Origin of the sequence: Vibrio sp. SCSIO 43140 (assembly GCF_023716585.1) — a bacterium.
Classification (GTDB): domain Bacteria; phylum Pseudomonadota; class Gammaproteobacteria; order Enterobacterales; family Vibrionaceae; genus Vibrio; species Vibrio maritimus_B.
The window spans coordinates 251,376-272,777 of sequence record NZ_CP071851.1 but is presented as its reverse complement, the minus strand read 5'-3'; the positions used below and the strand labels follow the sequence as shown (position 1 = coordinate 272,777).

Annotated in this window: 18 protein-coding genes; 9 read left to right on the top strand and 9 right to left on the bottom strand. The window is 44.6% G+C overall.

Annotated features, from left to right (window positions below; translation table 11 throughout):
• Positions 1 to 41: 41 nt before the first annotated feature.
• On the bottom strand, positions 42 to 1,934 hold the full coding sequence (locus J4N45_RS19800; protein ID WP_252016287.1) for a PTS mannitol transporter subunit IICBA: 1,893 nt from the start codon (positions 1,932 to 1,934) through the stop codon (positions 42 to 44).
• Positions 1,935 to 2,400: 466 nt separating this feature from the next.
• Between J4N45_RS19800 and J4N45_RS19795 the strand changes: the two genes are divergently transcribed.
• Positions 2,401 to 3,051 (top strand): HAD family hydrolase, encoded by a 651-nt coding sequence (locus J4N45_RS19795; protein ID WP_042478002.1) that lies wholly within the window; start codon positions 2,401 to 2,403, stop codon positions 3,049 to 3,051.
• Positions 3,052 to 3,137: 86 nt separating this feature from the next.
• Here the strand turns inward: J4N45_RS19795 and J4N45_RS19790 are convergent, their stop codons facing one another.
• Positions 3,138 to 4,793 carry a glycoside hydrolase family 32 protein gene (locus J4N45_RS19790; RefSeq protein WP_252017270.1) on the bottom strand — a complete coding sequence of 552 codons (1,656 nt, stop codon included), beginning with the start codon at positions 4,791 to 4,793 and terminating at the stop codon, positions 3,138 to 3,140.
• 248 nt (positions 4,794 to 5,041) lie between these two features.
• Positions 5,042 to 6,031, bottom strand: a complete 990-nt coding sequence (locus J4N45_RS19785; RefSeq protein WP_252016285.1) for a LacI family DNA-binding transcriptional regulator — start codon at positions 6,029 to 6,031, stop codon at positions 5,042 to 5,044.
• 305 nt (positions 6,032 to 6,336) lie between these two features.
• Here J4N45_RS19785 and J4N45_RS19780 point away from each other — a divergent pair, with 305 nt between their 5' ends.
• Positions 6,337 to 7,782 (top strand): sucrose-specific PTS transporter subunit IIBC, encoded by a 1,446-nt coding sequence (locus J4N45_RS19780; protein ID WP_252016282.1) that lies wholly within the window; start codon positions 6,337 to 6,339, stop codon positions 7,780 to 7,782.
• Positions 7,783 to 7,827: 45 nt separating this feature from the next.
• Here J4N45_RS19780 and J4N45_RS19775 read toward each other — a convergent pair whose 3' ends face one another.
• Positions 7,828 to 8,880, bottom strand: coding sequence for an MBL fold metallo-hydrolase (locus tag J4N45_RS19775; protein WP_252016280.1), 1,053 nt, complete (start codon positions 8,878 to 8,880; stop codon positions 7,828 to 7,830).
• Positions 8,881 to 9,052: 172 nt separating this feature from the next.
• The gene (locus J4N45_RS19770) at positions 9,053 to 9,946 is read right to left on the bottom strand and encodes an NAD(P)-dependent oxidoreductase (protein ID WP_042478005.1); all 894 of its coding nucleotides are present in this window, start codon (positions 9,944 to 9,946) and stop codon (positions 9,053 to 9,055) included.
• Positions 9,947 to 10,325: 379 nt separating this feature from the next.
• On the opposite strand from J4N45_RS19770, the gene J4N45_RS19765 reads away from it, so the two are divergent.
• The gene (locus J4N45_RS19765; RefSeq protein ID WP_234497391.1) at positions 10,326 to 10,802 is read left to right on the top strand and encodes an SRPBCC domain-containing protein; all 477 of its coding nucleotides are present in this window, start codon (positions 10,326 to 10,328) and stop codon (positions 10,800 to 10,802) included.
• Positions 10,803 to 10,863: 61 nt separating this feature from the next.
• On the opposite strand, the gene J4N45_RS19760 is transcribed toward J4N45_RS19765, so the two are convergent.
• Positions 10,864 to 11,346 (bottom strand): GNAT family N-acetyltransferase, encoded by a 483-nt coding sequence (locus J4N45_RS19760; protein WP_252016277.1) that lies wholly within the window; start codon positions 11,344 to 11,346, stop codon positions 10,864 to 10,866.
• A 120-nt stretch (positions 11,347 to 11,466) separates the two neighbouring features.
• Here J4N45_RS19760 and J4N45_RS19755 point away from each other — a divergent pair, with 120 nt between their 5' ends.
• Complete coding sequence (locus J4N45_RS19755; RefSeq protein WP_252016276.1) at positions 11,467 to 12,330, top strand: DMT family transporter; 864 nt, start codon at positions 11,467 to 11,469, stop codon at positions 12,328 to 12,330.
• A 124-nt stretch (positions 12,331 to 12,454) separates the two neighbouring features.
• Positions 12,455 to 13,096 (top strand): hypothetical protein, encoded by a 642-nt coding sequence (locus tag J4N45_RS19750; RefSeq protein ID WP_252016274.1) that lies wholly within the window; start codon positions 12,455 to 12,457, stop codon positions 13,094 to 13,096.
• On the opposite strand, the gene J4N45_RS19745 is transcribed toward J4N45_RS19750, so the two are convergent.
• Entirely contained in the window at positions 13,066 to 14,862 is a 1,797-nt protein-coding gene (locus tag J4N45_RS19745; RefSeq protein ID WP_252016272.1) for an SgrR family transcriptional regulator, read from the bottom strand. The genes J4N45_RS19750 and J4N45_RS19745 overlap by 31 nt on opposite strands.
• A 690-nt stretch (positions 14,863 to 15,552) precedes the next feature.
• Here J4N45_RS19745 and J4N45_RS19740 point away from each other — a divergent pair.
• The gene (locus J4N45_RS19740; protein ID WP_252016270.1) at positions 15,553 to 16,668 is read left to right on the top strand and encodes an OmpP1/FadL family transporter; all 1,116 of its coding nucleotides are present in this window, start codon (positions 15,553 to 15,555) and stop codon (positions 16,666 to 16,668) included.
• Positions 16,669 to 16,685: 17 nt separating this feature from the next.
• Here J4N45_RS19740 and J4N45_RS19735 read toward each other — a convergent pair whose 3' ends face one another.
• Entirely contained in the window at positions 16,686 to 17,192 is a 507-nt protein-coding gene (locus J4N45_RS19735; RefSeq protein ID WP_503058252.1) for a L,D-transpeptidase family protein, read from the bottom strand.
• Positions 17,193 to 17,447: 255 nt separating this feature from the next.
• Between J4N45_RS19735 and J4N45_RS19730 the strand changes: the two genes are divergently transcribed.
• The 3 genes from J4N45_RS19730 (at position 17,448) to J4N45_RS19720 (ending at position 19,593) form a co-directional block, all read left to right on the top strand.
• Positions 17,448 to 18,167: an SDR family oxidoreductase gene (locus J4N45_RS19730; protein WP_252016266.1), complete on the top strand. Its 720-nt coding sequence runs from the start codon at positions 17,448 to 17,450 to the stop codon at positions 18,165 to 18,167.
• 312 nt (positions 18,168 to 18,479) lie between these two features.
• Positions 18,480 to 18,623 (top strand): hypothetical protein, encoded by a 144-nt coding sequence (locus J4N45_RS19725; RefSeq protein ID WP_252016264.1) that lies wholly within the window; start codon positions 18,480 to 18,482, stop codon positions 18,621 to 18,623.
• 244 nt (positions 18,624 to 18,867) lie between these two features.
• Positions 18,868 to 19,593, top strand: a complete 726-nt coding sequence (locus J4N45_RS19720; protein WP_252016262.1) for a sulfite exporter TauE/SafE family protein — start codon at positions 18,868 to 18,870, stop codon at positions 19,591 to 19,593.
• A 108-nt stretch (positions 19,594 to 19,701) separates the two neighbouring features.
• On the opposite strand, the gene J4N45_RS19715 is transcribed toward J4N45_RS19720, so the two are convergent.
• Positions 19,702 to 20,958 (bottom strand): MFS transporter, encoded by a 1,257-nt coding sequence (locus J4N45_RS19715; RefSeq protein WP_252016260.1) that lies wholly within the window; start codon positions 20,956 to 20,958, stop codon positions 19,702 to 19,704.
• Positions 20,959 to 21,402 lie beyond the last annotated feature (444 nt).

Genomic DNA, 21,402 nt, shown 5'->3' with positions numbered 1-21,402 from the left:
GGAGCTATGACTCAAAGCCAAAGTGATAATCACCACTTCTGCTACTTACCACTCAGGATGCGAAGTACATCTTCAGCATTGGTGGTAGACTTCAAACATTCGACAGCTTCGTCGTCATCAAGTGAATTCGTAATCGCAGTGATAACCTGAATATGCTCATCACCTTGCGCCGCGATACCAATAACCATCTTAGCTACGTCATCTTCGTCCTCGCCCCACTGAACACCCTCAGGGAACTGACAGAACACGATGCCCGTCTTTTTAACGAATTGTTTTGCTTCAATAGTGCCGTGAGGTACTGCAATCGACTCACCTAGGTAAGTAGAAACCAACTCTTCACGAGCCAACATGCCTTCAACATATTGCGGTTCTACATAACCAAGTTTTACGAGTTGCTCACCAGCAAACTTGATAACCTCTTCTTTGGTTTTTGCTTCCATTCCCAAGAAGATATTTTCATTTGATAGCTTAAGCGTTCCTTCTTCATTGCTTGAGCTAGTGTCTGCTGGCGCTTCAGGCTTTTTTGGCTCAGCGCCTGCTTGTTGTGCGTTAACTAAGTCAGCAACTAAACCGTCGTACAGTGCACCATCTAGGAAGTTACCCAGAGAGATGTGATGTGCATCTGGAGCGTGAGTGCGAGCACGGTCAGTCAGGTCTTTGTGAGTGATAACAATATCTGCACCATCTGGTAGGTTGTTGATCGCTAGGTTAGTCACCTCAATGCCTAGGTCAGCCGCTTCGACTTTCTTACGAAGCATGCTTGCTCCCATTGCACTTGAGCCCATACCTGCATCACAAGCAACGATGATTTTGCGTACTTTTGCTAGGTCTAGTTCACCACCTTGGCCTTTAGAAGCTGCCTTCATATCCGCCATTTGGCTTGCTGCTTTCTCTAGTGACTCTTCTTCATCATCTTGCTTAGATGTTTTCATTAGTAGCGAAGCTACGAAGAAGGTAACTGTTGCTGACGCAATCACTGATAGAATCACGCCAAGGAATGAAGACTTAGGTGTCATCAGCAGTACAGCAAAGATTGAACCTGGTGATGCTGGAGATACTAGACCTGCATCAAACATGGTTAGTGTGAACACACCTGTCATACCACCAGCGATAACCGCAATGATTAGACGTGGATTCATTAGAACGTATGGGAAGTAGATTTCGTGGATACCACCGAAGAAGTGGATGATTGCCGCACCCGGTGCCGATTGCTTCGCGTTGCCACGACCGAAGAACATGTACGCAAGCAGTAGACCTAGACCAGGACCTGGGTTTGCTTCAATCAAGAAGAAGATAGATTTACCCACTTCCTCTGCTTGTTGGATACCGAGTGGCGAGAAGATACCGTGGTTGATTGCGTTATTTAGGAATAGGATTTTCGCAGGTTCAACAAAGATAGAGGTAAGAGGTAGTAGACCCGCGTTAACCATCATGCCAACGCCAGCAGCCAGCGCTGTTGAAAGCACTTTTACTGCAGGACCAATCACTAGGAAAGCAAGGATCGCACAAAGCATACCAACGATACCGGCTGAGAAGTTGTTCACCAACATCTCAAAGCCGCTCTTCACTTTGCCTTCAACTGCTTGGTCAAATTTCTTAATCGCTAGGCCACCAAGAGGACCAACAATCATAGCGCCCATGAACATCGGAATGTCCGTACCGGCGATAACACCCATAGTGGTAATCGCACCAACGACAGCACCGCGATCACCTGCTACCATTTTACCACCGGTGTAACCGATAAGTAGCGGTAGAAGGTAGGTGATCATAGGACCAACCATTGCGGCTAGTGTTTCGTTTGGAATCCAACCAGTAGGAATAAATAGCGCCGTAATCAAACCCCAAGCGATAAATGCACCAATGTTTGGCATTACCATGTTGGAGAGGAAACGACCAAAGTTCTGTACTTTGATTTTTGCTTCAGGAGATAGCATAAGGTCATCCTCGTTATTAGAAAATGTGTCCAATGGACTAAAAATGTTTATTCAAAAGTCCATTAAAAAGTAACACAGGATTTCCAAAAGTCAGCATGACGGCACTTTTTGTGACAACTGTCACATCAAAAAGCTCATAGATTATTTTTTATAGTGATCACGATCACGTTATTTGCGCGTTGATAAATTACATAGCATTTTAATTGATAACAACTCTCATTCAACAGTGATCTGAATCACTAATTACCCTCAAGACACCCCTAAATAGTTAGTGACCAAAATCACATAATAAACAAATCACTTCACAAATACCTATTCAAGGCAGCTATTTCATACTCAAAACTGAACACGTATTAACCGCAATAGCATTGAAGTGTAATTTAATTACAGGATTGAAGTTTTAATTTCACAAGACTTCTGACAAAGTAGAGCGAATAAAAAACGTGAAAATAAAGAGGACATCACAATGTTCAAAGCACTACTGTTCGATATGGACGGACTTATCTTTGATACCGAGACGGTATATAAAGCGAGCTGGCAATACGCAGCAACGACGATGGGGTACGACTTAACGGATGAGTTCTATCAAGGTTTTATTGGTGTGCAAGATCCAGACTGCGAGAGAATGCTGGTTGAACATTTTGGTTCAGGCTTTGACCTCAACCACTATAAAACCATCCGCGACGCGCATTACCATGAAGCGCGTCAAGCAGGCATTGCCTTTAAAGAAGGGTTTCATGAACTATTTGCAGAAGCCAAAGCCCAAAAGCTCACTATTGCTCTCGTTACTTCTTCCCATTTACCCGAAACCAAGCTGAACTTTGGTGCTACTGACTACCTCAATCAGTTCGATCTCATTATCACCGCAGAAGATGTCGATAATGGCAAACCTCAGCCAGATTGCTACATCATGGCGTATGACAAACTCGGACTTGAGGCACAAGACTGTTTGGTGCTTGAGGATTCTAATAACGGGATGCGCTCGGGGAAAGCTGCTGGATGCTATGCCGCAATGATTCCGGATATCATGCCGCCGCATCAAGATGTCATAGAAACAGCGGACTATATTTTCGACTCACTTAACCAGGTCACCGAGTTACTGAAGTCACAACGCTAATTCATAGCGTGTAGAGAATAGAAAGCCCTGTACCGTTTGGTTACAGGGCTTTTTTATGGTGTATTTTTCAAAGTGAATGGCTGTTGTTAACTCAACGAACTTATAAATGGAGCGCTTGCCGCGTTCAATGGGTAGACTTCAAAGTCTGATGCCCCTCCACGTAACTCGATACCAGTAGCATCTTTGTCAGTGAAGACTCGACCAGTCAGTACAAACTCACCACCATTAACGAAGATCTCTAAAGATGACTCATCCGAGAGAATTCGCAGCTCTACTTTTTCGCTATCCAACAGCAATTCGCGCTTTGTATCTCCCTCACGAATTAAGGTGTGGGTTCTATCAAACACTAATGAGCGAGTCGTTTCATCTAGTCGTATCGATACGTATTGATCCGCTTTTGCATGCAACCTAAGCTCGCTACCCCACTCTAGAACCACACTCATATCAAACGCCTTGTCACAAAGAGATGGGTATCCGCTGTTATCTAATGTGAAGCACTGCTTCTCTTTACGTAATGTCGCGATTTCAGCAATAGGGGTTTGGACAAGTCGCCCGTTTCTGTTCGTGAGCTCACGAAGCGCTGTCAACTGATGCACCCAACCGTTATCACTCGACGGATGGTTGATTTCATCTGGCAGTCCCATCCACCCAGAGAGAACTCGACGACCATCCGCGGCTAACATGGTTTGCGGTGCATAAAAGTCAAAACCTTTATCAAGATTATCAAAATCTTTTAGCGAGATTTTTCCCTCTAGATCCAGTTCAGCCTTCACATATCCATTATGATGAGGGATGGTGTGGTACGCGCTGTCCGACTCAATCCCCTGAGGTCCAACAATCGCAAAATGCTCGCCACTCAGTTCGAAAAGATCCGGGCATTCCCACATATAACCAAAACCCCCCATTTCATCACCACAAAGCGATACGAATTCCCATTGATGTAAATCGCTTGAACGGTAGATTGCCAATCGCCCCTTGAGATCGGTTGTTTGGGCGCCTAGTAGCATTAACCAATGCTCACCGTGACGAACGATTTTAGGGTCTCGAATATGAGGCGTGACACCCTTAGGCAGGTTCGGGATCACAGGACCCAATTTTTCAAAGGTAATTCCATCATTCGATACCGCTAAACATTGAGTCGTGTGACGATCTCTCTGATTACCAATTCTTGTATTACCGGTATAAAACAGCATGAGTTGCTCGCCTTGGCTCAACGCATGACCAGAAAAAACGCCGTGGCTATCAAACCAATCTGATGGCGTTAATGCGAGAGGCTGCCACTCCCAATTGATCAGATCTTTGCTCGTTAAGTGAGCCCAGTACTTGTCTTTGTGGACACAGGCATATGGATACCACTGATAGAAGAGGTGGTACTCTCCGTTGTGGTAGATAAAACCGTTAGGGTCGTTCAAAAGTCCTTGAGGTGGAGAAACATGCCAAGACGGTCGATGCTCGCAATCAACTGGTTTGCTGACAGCCTCAACTTTCAATACTTGCTGCTGACTAATTACGCTACCCAGCTCAAGTAACGATGAATCATCGAAATGATTAGGCATATCAAACGTCAGTTGAGGCTTACCTAACACCTCTTCAAGCGAATAGCGTGGCGCGCCCTCGTTAACTAGAGATGTGTTAACTAGAGACGTATCATGGACTTCAATTACTAGCTGATTATTCGGAAATAAGACACGATTCACGTTAGCCGGACCACCAAGCAGGTTCACCAAGTCGCTCACTGACATCGCGGTTGTTGAAGACTTTGCTTCTGGATCTTTGGTTGCTGAAACCTTGCTAGTGACTGAAACCATAATAGCTATACACCTATACCAATGATTAAAATTTTTTGGGAACGTTTGCAATACTAGCGATGAAACAGGAGTGATACAAGCGCAATGGCTGGGTTTAATAGAAACTGTGACTTAACACACACCATGACTCCTTTGGATTAGGAGCCATAGTGAGGGTGTTGTCGTAAAAATTTGGGGAGGAATTAGCAGGTTTGTCGTTCGATATTTTGGAAAGTAAGAACGACCTTACTCATAACAGGTGGATGCCCATCAAGCAATTCAATCAATACCTTAGCAGCACTTCCCCCCGCTTTATCAAAGGGATAGTTAAAGGTTGAAATACTCGGCGAAGATACCGAGCCCAGTTCATCATTACCGACTCCTAGTACCTTAATATCCTCTCCGGCTTGTCGACCACTCTCTCCAATCGCCTTAACCGCACCTATTGCGATTCTGTCAGTCGCGCAAAACAAGCCATCTAGGTTTTCATATTCTGTTAGTAGCTGTTTCGCCTGTTGGTAGCCCGACTCTATGGTGAACTCGCCACGACTATGAAACAAAGGTTCGCCTTTACGCTTGAATTGTAAAGCTTGTTCTAAACCTTGGTAACGCAGTTTATCAACAGCAATGTCGGAGCTCGCCACACCAATAAAACCAATATTACAACAACCTGCTGATAGTAAACGATTTCCCGCCTCAAATCCGACACGAAAATCATCATGCACAATGCTTGGGATATTGAATAACGAACCATCTTGACCGACGAGTACAACAGGAGCTATCGAGTGCTGAATCGCTTCCACCAATTCTTCATCCAAATGCGTTGCATAAAGAATAATGCCTTCTACCCGCTTCTGGTTAAATAGACGAATAAACTCAATCTCTTTTTGAAAGGACTGTTGAGTACTGGCTAGTAAGACGTGTTTACCAGCACTTTCAAACACCGCACTTAATCCATCAACCCCTTGTGACGTCGCGTTAGACGCAACCCTTGGTACGATTACTCCGATCAAGTTGGTCTTTTGCGATTTGAGGTCTTTAGCAACAAGGTTCGTTTGATACCCCAATTCATCAATGGCCTTTTGTACCTTATCTTTGGTCGCCTGCTTGACTCCATACTCATTATTTACCACGCGAGAGACTGTCGATTTAGAAACGCCAGCAAGTTTGGCGACATCATGAAGGCTTGCCATAGGATAAGTGTCCGATATTTATGGGAATGTTTGCAAAGAATACCACGACTTTCACCATTCTTATAACCAGTTAGGGCCCCAAATATGGTTCTAATTTTATAGCTTCAAGGAAAAACCTTATCTAGCGCACATTCTTTTGGCTCCTTGTATACTAAGAAATGATCACGGTCACACTGTCGCCTTTTATCTTTTGACACTACCTCATCCATGCTTAAGATTCGAAATTGCAAACGTTCCCAAAAGTATTCAACACACAACAGGGAGCGAATACGATAATAACGCACAAAATGTAACCGGAGCTCGTTATGAACTACCCAGTCATAGCCAAAGAACTACTTACTCTGTTAGGGGGAAAGGAAAACCTCTCTGCCTTAGCTCATTGCGCGACTCGCTTGCGCCTCGCCGTTAAAGATGAATCTTTGATCCAAGAAAAAGCCATTGATGATCTTGAGGGTGTAAAAGGACAATTTAAGGTAGCAGGTCAGTACCAAATCATATTTGGCTCGGGCATCGTAAACCAAGTTTATGCAGAACTCGCCAAACTAACGGGCATGTCCGAAATGTCGACCAAGGATGTCGCGTCTGCGGGTGCCGAGAAACAAAACTGGTTGCAACGCGCAGTAAAAGGTTTGTCCGATATCTTCGTACCTATTATTCCAGCAATCGTGGCCGGCGGTCTGTTGATGGGTATTTTCAACCTTCTCACCGCACCGGGTCTTTTCATTGAAGGTCAATCTCTAATCGATGCAAACCCAGGTCTTGCTGATCTCGCAAGCATGATCAACACCTTTGCCAATGCACCTTTTGTCTACTTACCTGTTCTATTGGCATTCTCTGCTTCTAAGAAGTTTGGTGGTAACCCATTCCTTGGCGCGGCCTTAGGTATGTTGATGGTGCATCCTGATCTACTCAACGGCTGGGGCTTTGGTGGGGCTGCAGTGTCTGGCACAATCCCAACTTGGAACATTCTGGGCTTCGAGATCCAAAAAGTGGGCTATCAAGGTTCGGTACTACCTGTATTGGTATCGGCATTTATTCTCGCTAAAGTTGAAAATGGTCTTCGCAAGTTTATCCCATCCGTGTTGGACAACCTGCTCACTCCGATGCTTGCCATCTTTATCACAGGTTTCCTAACATTCACTGTGGTGGGTCCATTCACACGTGACATCGGCTTTTTACTGGGTGACGGTCTAAACTGGCTCTACGATTCAGCTGGCTTCATCGGCGGTGCACTGTTTGGCTTTATCTATGCACCGTTTGTTATCACCGGCATGCACCATAGCTTTATCGCCATTGAAACTCAGCTTCTTACTGATATCGCAATCACAGGTGGTACTTTTATCTTCCCAATCGCGGCAATGTCTAATATTGCTCAGGGTGCAGCCGCTCTAGCTGTTGGCTTCACCACTAAAGATGTGAAACAAAAAGGTATTGCGATGCCATCAGGCGTAACAGCTCTGCTTGGTATCACTGAACCTGCGATGTTTGGTGTTAACCTTAAACTGCGTTATCCATTTGTTGCAGCGATTATCGGTGCGGCGGTTTCAAGTGCGTTTATCACTATGTTTAATGTAAAGGCTCAAGCGCTTGGTGCGGCAGGTCTACCTGGTATTATCTCAATTCGCCCAGAAAACATCGGCTACTATGTCGCCGGCATGGCATTCTCATTCGCAGTTGCGTTTGGTTTAACCATTGTTCTTGGTATGCGTGAAAAGCAAAAAGCTTCAAAGCGAGTTACAGCAGCCGCTTAACTAACTGAATGCTTCTACCCCCATAATAAACAAAGGCGCTAATTATCAGCGCCTTTGTTTTGCTTCGTTTCCTTCCTCACTCCACCAGCGGTCATCGTTTTTTCGAACATTAAGCTCACTCACGATCACTTTTTCTCCAATCTTCGGACAAACAAAATCAACATTGCGACGCTTAGCTTCGCTTTCTGCTCTTAGCAAGGGTTCATTCCATTCATGATAGGAAAGATCAAAAGTCGCATTGTGTATCGGTAGCATCACCGCGCCTTGTACATCAATGTGTGCCTGCACACTTTGTTCAGGAAACATATGAATATCCGCCCAGTTCTCATCATAGGCACCCGTTTCTATTAATGTCAGATCAAAGGGACCGTATCGTTTACCGACTTCTTTGAATCCACCAAAATAGCCAGAATCACCGCTAAAATAGACACTAGACTTAGTCCCTAAGATAGCCCAACTTCCCCAAAGCGACGTATCCCTTTGTTTGTACGAGCGTCCAGAAAAGTGCTGCGTGGGAGCAAAAACAAAGCGAATCTTATCCACCGTCATTGATTCCCACCATTCGAACTCAACGATTTTGCTTGCCTGGACTCCCCATTCAATTAGATGGTCGCCCACACACATGGGCACCAAGAACTTACCGACTTTATGATGTAGCTGTTTTACAGTTTGTTTGTCTAAATGGTCGTAGTGATCATGGCTTATTAAGCACACATCAATATAAGGCAGTTCTTCAACCGAAATCGGCAGCGCGTGATAGCGCTTGGGGCCCGCCCAATCGAGAGGCGAAGCTCGATTTCCTAGCACCGGATCAGTCAAGATTGTCATCCCATCGACTTTAAGTAATACCGTTGAGTGTCCCAAACGATAAACGCAGTCTTGCTTCTCTGTCTCTATCGCATCAGCTTGCATTGGCTCTACGGGAATATTAGGCGCTTTAAAGTTCAGTATCTTGTCGATGTTAAGGTAAGAGCGAAGGGTAGTGATCGTATCTTTAAAGGTGGGGTTGTAAAGAGTCTCTGAGTTTGTGAACCGCTGGGGCTTGGGTGCTTCTGGCAATAGAAGGGGCTTTACACTTCTTGATGATAACTCTGGCATACTTGGCTTCCGATTGAGTAGTTAAGCCTATCCAGTGTTGCCCCGCTCAATGACACTTAGATGCCAGTAAGACGAAATAAATGTGTCGATAAAGTGACCGTTTTGACATATTCAACACAAACAAAAAACCCCACCGGTTAAGGTAGGGTTTTGTTAACTTAAAAGCGCTAAATTAAGCTTCAGCTTCTGCTTTTAGGTTAGTGAAGTAATCGAAGATTACTGGTACGTCGTTTTGACCTAGACCAGCATCAACTGCTGCTTGTAGGCTTGTAGAAGTACCTTGAGCGATTAGAGACTCAGTACCTAGCTCTTCACATAGAGCAAGGAAGTAGCCAAGGTCTTTGTTTGCGTTAGCAACAGAGAAACCTAGTTTTTCTTCGCCGTCAACCGCGTAGAACTTACAGAACTGCATGAACGGAGAGTTAGATGGACCCGCTGACATGATGTCAAATAGTTGCTGACCGTCAACGCCCGCTAGCTTAGCTACTGCGAAAGCTTGAGACATAGTTGCAACAGTAGTCATACCCATGAAGTTGTTAACTAGCTTAGTAACGTGACCTGAACCTAGAGCGCCTAGGTGGAATACGTTTTCGCCTTGCTCGTCAAGAACTGGCTTAACTTTGTTGAATGTTTCGATGTCGCCAGCAGCCATGATGTTTAGAAGACCATCTTTAGCGTGAGCTGGAGTACGACCTAGAGGAGCGTCAATCATGCCTGCGCCGATAGCAGCAAGGTCAGCACCAATCTTCTTAGTAGAAGCTGGGATAGAAGTACCGAAGTCGATAAGCGTTTTGCCTTCTGACATACCCGCTAGGATACCAGTGTCGCCGTATACTACTTTCTCAACAACTTCAGAAGTTGTTAGACATAGCATAACGATGTCACTTTTCTCAGCTAGTTCTTTACCAGAAACTGCTTCAGATGCGTTGCCACGAGCTAGAACAGCTGCAACTGCATCTTTGTTAAGATCCATTACGTTTACTTCGTAACCACGGTTTTGAAGATTCTCAACCATGTTGCCGCCCATAAGGCCAAGACCGATGAAACCAATTACTGGCTTTGTCATGTGTGACTCCTAATAAAATACTATTGTATGACTATTTGCAGTTACTATATCTGCTCGATAGGAATTTCGCAATCTTCATTCCTCGAGAAAATGTGATCAGATCTAAATTATGAGAGATAGAACAGAAAAATTCATACAAAAAGGAAGAAATTGCCTGAATTGCGCCTAAATCGTTCAATTTTTACGCATCACTTGTAATACATTATACCCAATTTATCGACAAGGGTCTTCATACAATTCACCAAATGTCTTGCTAGCGCACATATCAAGATTGAGAGAATTGAAAAACCACCCACGACAGACTGCATACCACCCGACGCAATCAGCATTCTGGGTATATAGTTAAAGTGTCCAAACGCGAAACCCTGGCATGGTGACTATGAACGATCCACATCAAATACAGTGGCCGGAGTATTTCCACCCTAAGAATGCTCCTGTTCACGTGAAAAACGAAATTGTCATCCCCTCAGATTGTGAGACCATCTGGAGCCACATTGTGCGAGCGCCATGCTGGCCCAACTGGCAGCACCGAAAGACCGCAGTACAAATCGTGAAAGGCGACAGTAACGAACTTCACAAAGGCAGTGTATTTAATTGGATAACGAAAACCATGCGCTTTGAGTGCACGGTGGTCGAATATGAACCTTTTGAGAGGATAGCATGGCGAGGTAAAACGGGAGACGTGGATATGTACCACGCATGGCTCATCTCGCCCTGTACTGAAGGGTGCCGAATTGTGACAGAATCAACGCAGCGTGGTGGTCTGCGTTGGCTCACTGGGATTTTTGTTAAACGTCAAGTAGACGCCTACCACCAGCATTGGCTCGAAACATTAGTGCACAAAGCCAAAGAGTGAGGCTGGATCTTTATTGACTCGTGCTAATTACCTCGGTTTTTGCTAGTTACTTGAATCCTCACTATAGAGCTTTGAGCATCCATACATCACAACCATTGTGCAACGTGCCTTCGTACGGCTCGCTGAGATGCTCAAATCCAGCCCGCTCATATAAAGCAATGGCTGATCCCATTGAACTTAAAGTATCTAGGTAACACTGTTTGTAGCCTTGCGCTTTTGCAAATGACAAGCATTGTTCAGTCAATGTCTTGCCAAGGCCTAAGCCTCTACTTTCAGGTAGTAGAAACAATTTTTTGAGTTCGCATACGTCGTCGCCTTGACCAAATGGAGCGATACCTCCGCCGCCCACCACTTTTCCATTTACCAACGCCACTAAATACAGGCTGCGATCTTCTTCATTGTAATACTGACTCATCGCCAACACTTCTTCATCCGAGGGACCAAATCCTTCTCCCACCGCACCGAACTCTGCACCGACAGACTTAATAACCTCACACAGCGCTTCATCAAACTCTGGTGACACCTTTACTACTTCTACACTCATCCTTTACTTCCTATTTAAACCGCTGAGGTTACTCGGGTATATATCTTATAAACAATTATCTGTTTAGCGATTGCTGACATCAAGTTAGGATTTAGACATGCTCAAGATAGGCGCCCAATAATGAATAACACGCTTACCCTCTCCTTCGCTGCAATGACAGCCTTTGCTTTTAACTCTTTGCTGTGCCGCTTGGCACTGGGAACATCGGCTATTGATCCACTTAGTTTCACCTCTATTAGGCTCGTGAGTGGCGCCGCAACACTGGTCTGTTTAGGTTTGATACTCAAAAAGCAACAAGGCGATTCAAGTCCATCACTAAAAATGTCTCTCGCCTTAGGAGTGACACTTTTCGGTTATGCGCTGTCATTTTCACTGGCCTATATCACTCTCGATACGGGTACGGGGGCGCTGATTCTTTTTGGTACGGTGCAGATTGCACTCATCCTTCACCATAAGTTCAGTGGACACAAACTCGCTTTCGTGGAAATGATTGGAATCGCGGTAGCATTAGGCGGCTTTGTATTACTGATGTTACCCAGTGCCTCCCAGCCTTCTATTCTAGGAGCATTGCTTATGATGGTCTCAGGGTTGTGCTGGAGCGGTTTTACCTTATTGGGCAAAAAGGTGGCTTCACCGATAACCGCGACTCGGCAAGGGTTTGTGGTGGCAAGCATTCTGGTTATCGTTGCGGTGCTTGTTCATAGTTTAACGGCTTCAACAACCAGCTACCTAACGCTGAGTGGCAGTTTGTATGCATTTCTTTCTGGTATTGTCGCTTCCGCTCTAGGGTACTATCTTTGGTACCGCCTCTTGCCGAAGATAGATGTGCTGGAAGCATCATTGATGCAGCTCACGGTACCCGCCATTGCATTATTGCTTGGCTGGCTATTCTTAGCTGAAACTCCTTCATTACTCGCGTTGATAGCGACTTTATTTATTTTATCGGGAATCGCACTAACCTCTTGGGCAAAAGCGCGCAAATGAACCTAACTGCATCCTTCGTATCCATAAAAAAGTGAATAAAATACAAAACCTTAATTGGTATCTCGACACGAACTGCACTAACTTATAGCAACAGTAATTCAGCTTATGACTACCTGAGATGATCATGAAGAGACCATTTATTCTATTGCTTGCCGCCCTTTTGCCATTACAAATCAGTATTGCGGCAAGTGATCTCCCGGCGGACGACGTTGAACAAGAAGCAGAGCAGCCTTTAGTGAACATCAATATGATGCTCGACCTAAAGGGAATAGAGCAGTCGATCAACAGCTCAAGCGTTGCCATCGATAATCTAGCGACCTCTCTCACTCTACTTTCAAATAACCAAAGTTTGAATGAAGAGCAACGACAAGTGCTGGTTGATACCATGGACAATATCAACGAACTGACTGAGATGTCCAAGTCCTCGTTGGCGGCACTGCCGGGCGCTCTAGAGCAGTCTCAAAACTCGATTGCCAACAGCACCAAAAAGTTCGCTTATGATGTTCGCTTTAACGTGCTGCTTTTGTTAGCGCTACTAGTACTCTCGATTGTATTGGCGCTGATCGCTGCTTATTGGCTGCTACTGCGTCCAATGCAGGGCACGATACTGCATGCAACACGCAACGTATCTAAGATGGCATCAGCAATTCATAAAACTGCAGAGTCACTAGAGACAACGACAGCGAATCAAAGAGTGTTGACCGAGAGACTGGAAGCGTATGAGTCAGAAAAGACTCAATCTGCAGACCAAACATCTCGAATTTGAGGCCAGCCCCAAGTCGTTATCTCAACGCCTTTTAAAATTCCTTGAAAGCTCAATGTCTGTCTATGATGGAACATTGGGCTTACGATACCCTCGTGTATCAAAAGAGAACCGATTTGTTCAAGCTCTGTTAGGTATTTTTCTGGTCTACAATCGGCACGAATCTTATTAAGCTCCGCCTTCAACCATTGGCTCACATCATCACCGATACCAGCATGCAGTACAGGGTCACTTAAGAAGAACAACAGTGCTGATACCTGCCTATTGTCATCAAGGTTTAGACTGCTCATCACAATATCTTCATCAAAATGCTCCCTTGTCGCCTTGCCAACAAATACATCAAAGTCATAAAGGTTAAGCGTTACCTCAATACCCTCCGCTTCTAAAATTTGCTTTACGGCTTTAGCGCTTCTTAGTATCCCTGGATGGTTGTAATACGCGATTTTTAGCTCTCGTGGCAGTACTACCGCTCGATTGTGGATACGTTTTACGTTGTGCCAGAACGGGAAGAAGCTGCTCGCAAACTCGGCGCCAAAGGTGTCTTGGTTTTTAACAAGTTGCTGCCACACTTTTTCGCCACTTAGCATCTGGCTGAGCCAGCTGCGCTGCGCAAAAGACAGTGAAGGGTTCGCTTGATTGAAAATCATGAACATACAACCATCTTCGATACGAGCACGAGAGGTTGTACTACTCAGCGCCTCTTTCTCCAAATCTATCTCTGGATGCGTGATCACCTTTTGAGAGTACGGTTCGTTGACTCGTGATCCCGACACCAAAGCTTGTTCGCAAGATGCCGGGTTTTTAGGACTGTGGCCATTAGAATGCTGGCTATTAGCACTAACAGACCATATCGAAACATGATCGGTTAAAGAACGTAAACCATGATAGCGCTCATTGGCAGAAAGGTTGAGGAGAGAACTCGATTGATCGGCGAGTGAAAACACGCCACACCCAACCACATTAAGATCTGACTCTTCAAGCTGTTGTGGGGGTTGGATGGAGTATTTCAAATCACTAAGCAGTGCCGCAAAGCCTCTATCAGATCGACTAAGCGAGACCGTAAATCCAAGCGCATGATTGACTTCAATGCTCTCTAGGTGATCGAGCTCTGAACGATAATAGTCACGCTCTTTCAGTTGCATCAATAATGTGGCGATGGACTCTGCGTTCACTCTAGTGCCATCATGAAAGTAAACGGATGGTCTTATATAGAATGACCATTTTCTGAAGCGCTCATCGGCTTCCCAATGATGGGCGATATCTGGTTTTAGCTCACCGTCACGGCTCATCGACACTAAACAAGCATGAACCTGTCGCACCAAAAAACGTTCACTATTGCGATGCGGTACGTTTGGTGCTAATCGAGCAAATGACCGGTTGTAAGTAAGCTGAACATGTACACTGCCCTCATTAATCTGAGCCCCCGCGGTTTGCTGCAAAAGCTGACCAAATGTGGATTGGTCATTATCTAAAAATTCCAGTGCACGATCATACTTGCTCTGTTTTAACCATTCGGTCGCTATTAACCTCTTAACATCACTTCGGTCCAGCTTTTTGATCAATGTCGATCGCTGGTTCCTTCCCACTTTGGGCAACCAAGCAATCCAGCTTAGTTCGGTCATCTGCTTTAGGACAGAGCGAGCATGGCGCGGACTGGTTGCCATCGTATCGGCAACATCGGCGAGGGTCACCGCGTACTCAACTGAGACTTCAAACTTGATGAGACGCTCATAGTAGCGATATAGGTTTATACTTTCCAAATTAGGCACTCCATCCTAAGCAAACCATTCCTCATATATGACAACTATGACTTAAAAAGGCGAAATCCTTGGTTTTAAAGCCAATATAAGGAACAAGATATCCAAAATACTATCTGTTTTATTATACCGCATAAAACAACACAATATGTACAGATTCCCCCCAACACAAAAGATACCGGAGAGCCTAATGAGAAAAGATACAACGCGACGAACCAGCAGCTCTGCACGCCCTCTAAAAGCTTACTATTTAAATCAGCTAAGCAACGCCAAATCTCAATTACAAGCAAATGCCCTTTTGCAACTCGCAAAAACCTGCCAGTTTTTTAACTAGAAGAGTTCAGACGGTCGTGAGCTACATGTTTATGCTCCTACCCCCACAAGCACTATTCATGCTCACGATCGTCACCTCATACGTCACATTAATTGTTACCCCGAAGCGCTCAAAGGAAAATTCTGACAGTCTTTTAAGTCAAAACATCAAAGCATACTTTCTTAACTCGTAAGAAACGCAACGGCTACTTACACTGCACATTCCACAAAACATCATAGAGTTAGTAACGAGCCCCATCCTCTTATAACGTCTAATAACACTGCAATCACGGCTAGCAATCAGCAATGTCACTTTTATTCACACAAAAATTGCATGGTATAAAAATCCACCATGCTAGAATGCCGTTTTTTCATAGCTTGATAACAAACATGTCTCTTACACAACGTATTGCCATTACGGCAATGGTTTGTAGTTCACCGATCGCTAACGCCACTGGTCTTAACTTTTGGGAATCCTCAACTTCAAATAGTGCGCTCGCGAGCGCTAATGGCGCATCGGCGGTCGATGCGAGTATTTTGGCAACCGCTCCGTCCAGTATGACGCAGTTAAAAACCACTACGGTAACCGCAAGTGTCACTCGCTATCAGGTCGATACTGATTACGATATTTTGGGCACGCAATCGTCTTACTCGAAAGCGAATCCGATTCCAGCGGGTTTTATGGTGATGCCGATAGACTCAAACTGGTCAGTTGGGCTTGCCGCCTATAGTCGCACCGCAGCAGATATCTCAATTTCAGAGTTTAGGCTTCCGCCGCCACTCAATATACGTATCTTAGAGCAAGCGCGAGTGCGCCCTATCGTCGTGTCCTTTGCGCCTAGCGTTGCCTATAAGATGGGCGATGTGAGTATTGGTTTAACGCTTGAATATCAATATGCGGACTACTTGCTTGAAGTTGATAAATGTAAGTTCTTAGGCGGGTGTAATACTGAGACCACAACAGGCAATACCGATGGCTGGACAGGTGCTATCAGCGCAACTTGGCAAGCTAGCTCGTGGCTGACTCTTGCAGCAACACACAGGCTCGATAGCCAGTTTGGTGACAGTAATATCCAATTTGCTCTACCATCGATTACTAGTGTCTACGGCACCATTGCTTTGACCGACAGTTGGTCATGGCACAACACCTTCAGTCTATCGCGTTGGGATAGCCAAGGTGTTACTTACACTGATTATGACGATCCGATCCAACTGTTGAAAGGATCACGTCACAGCAAACGCTACGCGACTTCCATGGAATATCGAATTGGGCAGTTAGCGCTACGTGGTGGCGTTAGTATGGATGAAGCTATTGATTCCTTTGGTGGAGAAGATGTTCGTTATCGACTCGGCGCAGCCTACACGGTAAACGAACACCTGACCTTGGACCTTTCTGGCTTTAGCGAGAACTATGCGAGAAAGAACGTGAAGCTGAATGAAAGCTATCAGGTGGATGTGCAAAATAAAGGTTACGGTGTGAGTTTCGGTCTAACCTATCGCTACTAACCCCCCAAATAAAACAGCTACCAACGAATATAGATGGGCGTACCAATCTTCACTAAAGAGACCAGTTCGTCCATCTCTTCGTTAGTAATGGCAATGCAGCCATTGGTCCAGTCGAAGCTTTGCACAAACTGTGGCGGCTTATTGTTGTCATTTTTAAGTCCGTGGATCTTGATGTTACCACCGGGACTCACCCCCAGACTTTGCGCGCGTTTCTTATCTCTCAAGTTTGGATAGCTAATGTGCATAGAACGATAAAACGCAGAATCATCCATCACGAAGTCGAGGTAATATTTGCCCTCAGGGGTGCGATTGTCACCTTCCTGAATCTTGTGACCACGTGGATTTTTCCCGAGTGCAATTCGATACTCTCGGACCACAACATCACCGTCCATCAAGTACATTCGTCTCGAAGACTTTTTTACTTCCACTCGATCAACGACAGCCTCTTTTGCTAATTCCAAACTAAGCGCTTGAAATGGAAGAGCAATAGACAAAACTATAACCAATAACCACTTATACATCAGTCTTCCCTCAAAATTCGAACGCAAATCTTATCCCTTTATGACAATAGTTCCAACGAAATGTGCCATTTCATCGCTCTTGTTATCCTGATACGAACTAATGCAATGAGTAGAGTATAGAAAGAAAACGAGCAAGTTAATTGTTGCAATATGACAACACTGTTTTAATTAAATCCCCATATATCAACAATAGTTTTTTGACTAGACTTGTTAGCAACTTCACTACAGAAGTCCACTAATTCAAAAAAGGGTGAACATATGAAAAAGCTAGTTGTTATTACAGGTGCAAGTTCTGGTATTGGCGAAGCGATCGCACGTCGTTTAAGTGATGCTGGTCACCCACTACTTCTTCTTGCTCGTCGCGTAGAGAAGCTAGAAGCACTGCAACTACCGAATACACTGTGTGAAAAAGTCGACATTACCGACAAAGCGACGTTTGAAGCAGCAATTGCGAAAGCGGAACAGCAATATGGTCCTGCTGACGCTCTGATTAACAATGCTGGCGTTATGCTACTAGGTCAGATCGATACTCAAGACGCATCAGAATGGAAAACCATGTTTGACGTGAACGTCGTTGGTCTTCTCAATGGTATGCAGGCGGTACTTGCACCAATGAAGGCACGCAACACCGGCACCATCATCAATATCAGCTCGATTGCCGGTCGCAAAACCTTTGGTAACCACGCTGCCTATTGCGGTACCAAGTTTGCCGTTCACGCTATTTCAGAAAACGTTCGTGAAGAAGTTGCAGAGTCTGATGTTCGCGTTGTCACCATCGCTCCTGGCGCGGTAGAAACAGAACTGTTGTCGCACACAACTTCACAAGAGATCAAAGATGGCTATGATCAATGGAAGGAAGTCATGGGTGGCGTCCTTGCCGCTGATGATGTTGCAAGAGCGGTAGAGTTTGCTTATGCGCAACCTCAGAATGTGTGTATTCGAGAAATTGTATTGGCTCCGACCCGTCAGCAGCCATAAAATCAAAGAAACATCTAAAAGCAGCGCCATTTGGCGCTGTTTTTTTGTGTCTACTTCAAGGCAAAGTCTTACTCAGGCAAAATGATATATCTTTATCAAGCACTATGGCTAAAGTGAAATAACAAAAGTGATATTCGTCAGCACCAATAATCAAAATTGATTGTAACCAGTTGTAATTCTATGACGCGATCGCGTTTTACGGAACATAATTCATAAATCGATTTAATAATAGCGTCGGCTCTCAATTTGGCCTGGTGGGTTATTGTAAAATACACCTAGTCAATAACGGTTCCTGATTTAAGGAGAAGTAATATGGAGAGAATAATCAATACCTTAGGGTTATGCATCATAGCAAGCAAGTACGCTATCGTGCTATTGATGGCTGGTATCACGTTCAGCAGTGGTGCATTCGCTGCTGAATTATTAATGTGCACAGGGATGGAAAACTCTGATTAAGTTTTTGTAAGGGAATATACAGCGACATTCTTCTAATAAACCTTTTTACGTTGCTTTATATTTTTAGGGAGCTATTTGCTCCCTTTTTTTTATTTCACAGCATTAAGCTTGATTTAAATCAATTATTTCATACCTTCCTATATATCAATAATATCCAGTTTATCGTTAAAGTCCTCTGCCCCTTACCGTAACTTAGCGGTACAATGTCGTCCTCTTTGACCTTTGATATTGAAAAGGATGATTCATGCTTGCTGATTGGCTCAGCCAAACCTCACTCATTGCGATGCTTTTGATCTTCGTTGGCGCTTACGTGCAAACAGCAATCGGCTTTGGACTCGCAATTGTGGCGGCGCCTCTCTTGTTTCAAGTCTCTCCAGACTATGTGCCGGCTCCAATTTGCCTCGTCGCTTTGTTTATCTCAATCCTTAACGCCATGAAGCACAAGAGCAACATCGCTATCGGCGGGCTTAAAATGGCAATGATAGGTCGCGTTCCTGGCTCTGTTGCGGGTGCAGCTTTGTTGCTATACGTATCGACTCAAGTGCTGTCACTCTGGCTAGGGTTGTTGGTTGTATTTGCGGTTATTGTGAGCCTTTTACCCGTGCGTATTGAACCAACACCAACAAGAATGGGTATTGCAGGCTTCTTTTCAGGCTTCTTTGGCACTAGCAGTGGTATTGGTGGTCCGCCAATGGCACTTCTACTTCAGCATCAAGAAGCGAATCAGCTACGCGGCAACCTATCAGCGTTCTTTGTGTTCAGCTCAATCATGTCGCTTATTGTGCAAGCCCCTATCGGCTTTCTAACACTCCATCACCTTTATATCACTGTGCCACTCATTCCCGCCGCGTGGTTGGGCTATCACTTAGCAAGACTTACTACCCAGTCTCTACCTAAAGAGAAGGTTCGACTGGCGGCTTTATTGCTGTGCTCAATTAGTGGTCTGACGGCGATTTGGCAAAGCTTTTAATGACGCGGTATTTGAGGACACAGTTTCCTCAAGTCACTTTTATCGTGCACTTATAACCAGAAAAGGGAGCAAATTTGCTCCCTTTTGTTATCAATCACCCTTTTCCGCTCAAGCGTGATTTGTCTTTGCTTTGTGCTCGTGCGTTTGCTTTTCTTTGGTAACAATCCAAATTGCCACAAATGCGATAGCAGTTAACACACCAATGGCTACTGGCAGAGCGCTCCAACTGAATGACTCAACCGTGAAACCACTGATCGCACTACCTGTCGCAAAACCGATTGAGATAAAGAACATCATCAGGCCTTGTGTGTAGCCCGCACCAACACGTGTTAAGCGAGACGCGACCGCTGGCGAACACATATCTGTCACAGTAATGCCTTGTAGGTAAACAATCACCAAGGCCACTGGTAGAATCACCGTCGGAATGAACTGAAGTTCTGCGATAAAATACAGTGCTGCGATTACTGCAATAGACGCAACCGTACACAGTTTGAATAGTGCTGTTGGTCCAAACTTCGCTGAAAATCTCTCAGCCGCAATAACAACAATCAAACCTAGTACTGCTGAGATAGAAAGACTCGTCGCTGACAAGGCTTCAGAAACCGTGAATGCATTTTTCATCAAGTTAGGAAATTGAGCCTGGAATGCACCTTGGCCAGCACATAAGGCAGCAACGGCAAATAAGAACAGCCCAAACTTCGAGAATAGTACTTTAACGATGTTCACTTTCTCTTGGGATTCTTCTGCCGCCTCTTTTTCACGCGCTTCAGCCGTGTCTAATACGCGCTGTCCAGCTTCTTTATTGCTAAGAAATGTCACAACAGATAACACAGCCACAGTCGCCATCATTGTGTAAAAGCTTGTCTCATAGCCAAATCCACCATCAGTCAATGCCGCTAATGCACCACCCCCCAGCAAAGTACCGATGATCGCCGCTTGCGCCATACGACCGAGCTTTAGTGCCTCAGTTTTGTCGTCATATCCAGCAAAGGCAATAAACACTGGGTTTAGCATTAACAGCGTTGCGGAACCCAGACCAAAGAACACTGAGCCAATCGCCATCATTGTAAAATCAGTACCCGATGCGATGTAGCAAAAACCAGCGATGATATACGCGATCATGCCTAAGAACTGCGCTAAGCGGTGCGCTTTAAACTTATCGGCAAGTAAACCGATAATCGGTGCTGCAAGACCTGCCACACCGAAGAAACCCATTGCAATACCTGCATTGGCAAAACTACCCGTTCGCTCGGCAACGAAAGCTGGCATAACAATAGGAATGAATACAAGCTGTACAAAGCCGTATGCGAGGTGGGCTGAAAACCAAAGTTCGATCCCAAGTTTGTTAAATAGGTTTTTTAGCATAACTATTCTGCGTATCCCTTTTGCCAAGATGAGACAAAGCCTCCGGTTCAATCGGCAAAATTTCAACAAGCATCCTTCTGGTAAAAAAGTTGGCCATCATGGCCATTCACTCTGACTAGTATCAAACAGGTATAATAATTCTCTAGCGAAAAACACTAATGTTACATGTGTTGCAACCATTATTAATGCCACTACTAGAAAGTACTACTTTGTTTGTTGATTATTAACTTACTACCAAAAATAAATATTGAAATAGTTCAAATCAATATTTTGAAAAAATAGTAATGCTCTATGTCTCAAAATTATAAAGTTTCACTGATACACAAGCTCACATTGATAACCATTAGTTAAGCATGATAGAAAAGCGATCCAAAAAGGTTTCATGTTGGTTAAAAAAGACGATTTTTAATTACCTTTTGAATCTATTCAAAAGAAAAATAGGAC

Bases quoted from the DNA above. Each gene is read 5' to 3' on its own strand.
- J4N45_RS19800 (WP_252016287.1), bottom strand. From the start codon at position 1,934: ATGCTATCTCCTGAAGCAAAAATCAAAGTACAGAACTTTGGTCGTTTC.
- J4N45_RS19795 (WP_042478002.1), top strand. From the start codon at position 2,401: ATGTTCAAAGCACTACTGTTCGATATGGACGGACTTATCTTTGATACC.
- J4N45_RS19790 (WP_252017270.1), bottom strand. From the start codon at position 4,793: ATGTCAGTGAGCGACTTGGTGAACCTGCTTGGTGGTCCGGCTAACGTG.
- J4N45_RS19785 (WP_252016285.1), bottom strand. From the start codon at position 6,031: ATGGCAAGCCTTCATGATGTCGCCAAACTTGCTGGCGTTTCTAAATCG.
- J4N45_RS19780 (WP_252016282.1), top strand. From the start codon at position 6,337: ATGAACTACCCAGTCATAGCCAAAGAACTACTTACTCTGTTAGGGGGA.
- J4N45_RS19775 (WP_252016280.1), bottom strand. From the start codon at position 8,880: ATGCCAGAGTTATCATCAAGAAGTGTAAAGCCCCTTCTATTGCCAGAA.
- J4N45_RS19770 (WP_042478005.1), bottom strand. From the start codon at position 9,946: ATGACAAAGCCAGTAATTGGTTTCATCGGTCTTGGCCTTATGGGCGGC.
- J4N45_RS19765 (WP_234497391.1), top strand. From the start codon at position 10,326: ATGAACGATCCACATCAAATACAGTGGCCGGAGTATTTCCACCCTAAG.
- J4N45_RS19760 (WP_252016277.1), bottom strand. From the start codon at position 11,346: ATGAGTGTAGAAGTAGTAAAGGTGTCACCAGAGTTTGATGAAGCGCTG.
- J4N45_RS19755 (WP_252016276.1), top strand. From the start codon at position 11,467: ATGAATAACACGCTTACCCTCTCCTTCGCTGCAATGACAGCCTTTGCT.
- J4N45_RS19750 (WP_252016274.1), top strand. From the start codon at position 12,455: ATGAAGAGACCATTTATTCTATTGCTTGCCGCCCTTTTGCCATTACAA.
- J4N45_RS19740 (WP_252016270.1), top strand. From the start codon at position 15,553: ATGTCTCTTACACAACGTATTGCCATTACGGCAATGGTTTGTAGTTCA.
- J4N45_RS19730 (WP_252016266.1), top strand. From the start codon at position 17,448: ATGAAAAAGCTAGTTGTTATTACAGGTGCAAGTTCTGGTATTGGCGAA.
- J4N45_RS19725 (WP_252016264.1), top strand. From the start codon at position 18,480: ATGGAGAGAATAATCAATACCTTAGGGTTATGCATCATAGCAAGCAAG.
- J4N45_RS19720 (WP_252016262.1), top strand. From the start codon at position 18,868: ATGCTTGCTGATTGGCTCAGCCAAACCTCACTCATTGCGATGCTTTTG.
- J4N45_RS19715 (WP_252016260.1), bottom strand. From the start codon at position 20,958: ATGCTAAAAAACCTATTTAACAAACTTGGGATCGAACTTTGGTTTTCA.